The sequence below is a fragment of the Acidimicrobiia bacterium genome (genome assembly GCA_016650365.1).
Classification (GTDB): Bacteria; Actinomycetota; Acidimicrobiia; order Spongiisociales; family JAENVV01; genus JAENVV01.
This window is the reverse complement of record JAENVV010000340.1, coordinates 1-4262: the sequence shown is the minus strand read 5'-3', so window position 1 is coordinate 4262 and position 4262 is coordinate 1. Positions and strand designations below refer to the sequence as shown.

Annotated in this window: 3 protein-coding genes; all 3 read right to left on the bottom strand. The window is 59.2% G+C overall.

The features are described from left to right. Positions 1-699: 699 nt before the first annotated feature. The 3 genes from JJE47_18240 to JJE47_18230 are packed head-to-tail and all read right to left on the bottom strand — an operon-like array spanning position 700 to position 4243. A complete protein-coding gene (locus JJE47_18240) occupies positions 700-2184 on the bottom strand; it encodes a PAS domain S-box protein (protein ID MBK5269365.1) in 1485 nt (494 codons plus the stop codon). Beyond that, positions 2181-2636: a response regulator gene (locus JJE47_18235; GenBank protein MBK5269364.1), complete on the bottom strand. Its 456-nt coding sequence runs from the start codon at positions 2634-2636 to the stop codon at positions 2181-2183. The genes JJE47_18240 and JJE47_18235 overlap by 4 nt, the downstream gene beginning before the upstream one ends. Continuing rightward, entirely contained in the window at positions 2633-4243 is a 1611-nt protein-coding gene (locus tag JJE47_18230; GenBank protein MBK5269363.1) for a HAMP domain-containing protein, read from the bottom strand. Before JJE47_18230 ends, JJE47_18235 begins: the two co-directional genes overlap by 4 nt. Between the last annotated feature and the right edge of the window lie 19 nt (positions 4244-4262).

The following is a 4262-nucleotide window of genomic DNA, read 5'->3' as shown; positions in this document are numbered from 1 at the left end:
CGTATAGGTGTCGACATAGAGTCGGCCGGTGGGTGGGGCTAGTTTGGTAGGTGTTCGACCCGCGTTCGTCGTTCGGAGTGGCTACTCGTTCTGCGAAGATCATCCCTGGTCGCAGAACCGCTCCCTGCAGCGAGCGTAGGGTTGAGAGAAGGAGGCTGGACGCCCCGTCCCGGCGGTCCCCCCTTCGGGACGGGGCCCGCCTCGCCGTAAGGCTCAGAGGAGCCGTGGATCGCGCCCCGCGGTTTCTCGACGCGCTGTTCAACCAACCCGGGTTGCGTGCGGGTCGGGTTTCCTCACGATCAGGAGCATCGTTTCTGCGCCCCGACACCCGCATGGTGCGCAGACCTTATGCGGTGATGGCTACGTTGAACACCCGATGGAATGATCGGTACCGCGCCGCCAGAGCCACTCTTGAATTTTCGTACTCTTTCCTTCCAGTGTCAGTGACCCCTTTCGACCTGATGACAAACCGCTCCTGACCAGGTGCTATGTCAACAAAGTGTCAGACATCAGTCCGGAACAAACAAGTCCGGAACAAACATGGTCCACCGGTGCCGGCGAAGGCTCGTGGTTTGGTCCGGGTCGGACGGCGCAGGGCCAGCGGGCCGAGAGAGGGGAACGCCGGCCTCGCCGACGAACAGATGATGGTCGAGAGCCCTCAGGCTTTGGCGACAGCGGCCTGTGCCGCCACGAGCGATTCTACGCTGAAGACTTTGGCTCTGGGGCCGGCGGCAATTGGAGTTCGAACACATTGGAGCCTTTATTGCGCTGGTAGGAAAGCCGACCATTCATGAGCTCCGCAAGCTGCCTTGAGATGCTGAGGCCGAGGCCGACCGATTGAGTCAGCCCTTCACGGTGCTGAGCCCGTACATAGGGCTCGAAGATGCGCTCGGTTAGTTCGGCAGGGATCGGGGATCCGTTGTCTGCTACTGAGACGGTGGCGTGGTTCGCCGTCTGTTCGGCCGTGATGGTGATTTCTGACCCTCCGTATTCGATCGAGTTCGAGACCAGATTTCGCAGTATCTGGCGAACTCGCTGCGGGTCGCCCATCGCCCGGGCCCCACCGTTGATTTTGATGGGTTTTGGGGCAGTGCGGCTCATCGACCCGATGACCTGCGCTACCTGTGCTCGTAGATCGACGCTGATACTCTTGACTGTTAGTTCCCCGATTTCGGTTCGGGCGGCTACGAGAAGGTCATCTATCAGGTCGGACAGGTCAGCTCCTTGGTCTGAAATCACCCGGAGGACTTCGGTCCGCTCGTCCGGAGTCATATCGTGGCTCGCGTCGCTGAGCACCTCAGCGAATCCGATTAGAGAAGTAAGCGGCGTTCGTAGCTCATGACTGACCGATGCGATCAGGTTTGTCTGGCTTGCCACAAGATCTTGCAGACGGCTGTTCGCCTCTTGAAGCTCGCTCACGTCGACAACGTGGGCCACGAGATATCGGGGTTGGCCGTCCGGCCCTGAAACGACGGAGGCCCGCAGCTCAGCTGGGACCGACGATCGGTCCTTCTGAAGGTATCGTTTGCTCAGATGAATGCTTGCAAGTTCGCCTCGCACCAGCTGTAACACAGCCCCGCCGGAGGCGGCTCGATCGTTGGGAGCAGTGATTTCCTCGAAAGTCTTTCCGACAATCTCGTCGGGGGAATATCCGAGCATCTGGGCGAAGGCGGGGTTGACTCTGAACAACACGCCTTCGAGGGATACCAGAACCATGCCGATTGGGGCGTCTTGGAAAGCCAGTCGGAATAGCTCTTCGCTTTCAGCCATGCGACCCGCCGTTTGATGGCGCTCGAGGGCATAGCGGATGGTTCGTTCCAGGATATCGGGAGTGACCTCGCCCTTTATCAGATAGTCGACGGCTCCAGCTTCCATTGCTGCCTGGTCGGTCACGCTGTCTCGGCTGCCGGTGAAAGCGATTAGAGGTTTCACGCCCCCTTTGGAGACCGCTTCGGAGATCAGATCGATGCCAGACCGGCCGGCTAGACGCACATCGATGAGATACACATCCTGTTCGTCGCGAAGGATCCGTTCCAGACCCGAGTCGTAGTCCTTGGCCCAATGAAGGGTGAAATGGCCTCGGTCGGTTGATGCGAGCATGTCCGCCGTGAGGAGATAGTCGTCCTGATCGTCGTCGATCAGAAGCACTTCGACGAGGGAGGTGACTTCGGACAGCGTGATCATCGAGAGTCCTGGTCGGGTACAGCTACAAGCTCAAACCAGTAGCGGCCCAGGATCTTCATGGCGTCGACCAGACCCATGAACGTCACCGGCTTAGGTATATATGAGGCGGCACCGAGCTCGTATGACTGGACGATATCTTCGTCGGCTTTCGACGTGGTCAGAACCACCACTGGGATGGATTGCAGGTCGGGTTCGGCTTTGATAGCGGTGAGGGCTTCGCGACCGTCCATACGTGGCATGTTGAGGTCAAGCAAGATGAGTCCGGGTTTGGGGGCATTCTCCTTGGTATACCCATTGGTCCTGGTCAGATAGTCGAGGAGATCGCGGCCGTCGCGAACGAATTTCAGATCGTTGGCGAATCTGGCTTCCCGGAGAGCCTCTTCGGCGAGCTGGCGATCGTCGGCATCGTCGTCGGCCATCAGGATGGTGAGTGGGCGTTTTCGATCGTTCATGTGGCTTCTCCGCTATTGGTGGCTGCGTTTCTAGGGAGCGAAACCGTGAAAATTGCTCCATGACCGGGCGTTCCCTGAGCGCTGATCGCGCCGTGATGGCGACTGACGATCTTTCGGCAGACGGCGAGTCCGATGCCGGTACCTTCGTAGTCCGAACGTGCGTTCAGGCGTTCGAATATCCTGAAGATTCTTTCACCGTATTCCTGGTCGAAGCCGATCCCGTTGTCCTGCACTGTTATGGTCGCCTCGCCGTTCTGATGACTCGGCACGGCATTCTGCGTCTCCGATACACGAATCACCGGTGACTGATCCGGCTTTCGGAACTTGATCGCGTTGCTGATCAGATTCTGAAAAAGACGGTGCATTTGCGACGGGTCCGCCATGACTGTCGGAAGGTCTCCAACTTCGAGAATGGCGCCGCTCTCGTTGATTTGGTTCTCCAGATCGTCGGCTACCTTCGAGAGGACCTCGGCGAGGTCGACCGGCTCGTACGGTTGGCCCCGGCTGGTGACTCGCGACACCTGGAGTAGGTCATCTATGAGGACCCGCATTCTAGCGGCAGCGTCTCTCATCCTCTCGATGTACATCTGGTCTCTGTCGTCGAGACGGTCTGATGCGTTGGTCGCCAATCTGTCCCCGAACGCCAGGATCTTGCGTAACGGTTCTTGGAGATCATGGGCTGCCACCGACGCGAAACGCTCCAACTCCTCGTTGGACTGCCCCAGTTTCTTGTTAAGCAATTCGAGTTGGCTGTTTCTCTCTGCGACCTCCTGGTTCTTCTGCTCCAGACTGCTTGTCAAGTCGAGCAGTTTCCTCGTCATGATGTTGAAGTTTATAGCGAGATCACCCAACTCGTCATTACGACCGGCTGGAACCCTCCGCGACCAATCCCCAGCGGCAATCGCCGCTGAGGCTTCCGAAACGTTGCGCACGCTCTCGGCGATCGGACGTGCCACCAACCATGACCCCAGTGCCGCGGCTACCCCGACCACGAGCAGTGCCAGGCCCGCTCCCAACAGGTAGTCGTCCAACGGTGCGTAAACCTCCGCTGCGTCGATCTTGACAACCACACCCCAGTCGGCGGCCGCCACGTAACGTGTCGCGGCGAAGACCTGTTCGCCTCGGTAATCGACGCCGTCGGAGAGCAGCGACTCCTGCCCCGCCACGGCTGGCAGCATCGGAGAGGCCGAAATCGCGTCCGCAGTTCGACTAAGTGCCGAATCTGAATCAAACCTGAGGGGTGTCAAAAACACGGCGCCATTGGAAGAACGTCGGCCCAGTATCGTCTCACCGGTTTCACCTAACCCGGTATAGTCGGAAACCAGGTCCACAAGAGGGGCCGTATCCTCAGCCACCACCACTACACCGAGAAGGTTGCCATCGAGGATGACAGGCCCGGCAGCGACGTGGAGGAGTCTGTTGTGGCTGTCGCTGACGATCAGGCCAGCCACGATTTCGGCCCGGCCCTGCATAACAAAGTCGTCGCTGGCATCGCTCAACGAGGCGTCACCAAGGGTGCTGGCAACGACCGCCCCTTGGAGGTCGCGAACCTGCATGAAGACTGACCGACTGTCGGCGAAGACGGCGTCTGAGAGAATCTTTTGCATCTCCTCCACCAGGTCAGGG

Bases quoted from the DNA above. Each gene is read 5' to 3' on its own strand.
- JJE47_18235 (MBK5269364.1), bottom strand. From the start codon at position 2,636: ATGAACGATCGAAAACGCCCACTCACCATCCTGATGGCCGACGACGAT.
- JJE47_18240 (MBK5269365.1), bottom strand. From the start codon at position 2,184: ATGATCACGCTGTCCGAAGTCACCTCCCTCGTCGAAGTGCTTCTGATC.
- JJE47_18230 (MBK5269363.1), bottom strand. From the start codon at position 4,243: ATGCAAAAGATTCTCTCAGACGCCGTCTTCGCCGACAGTCGGTCAGTC.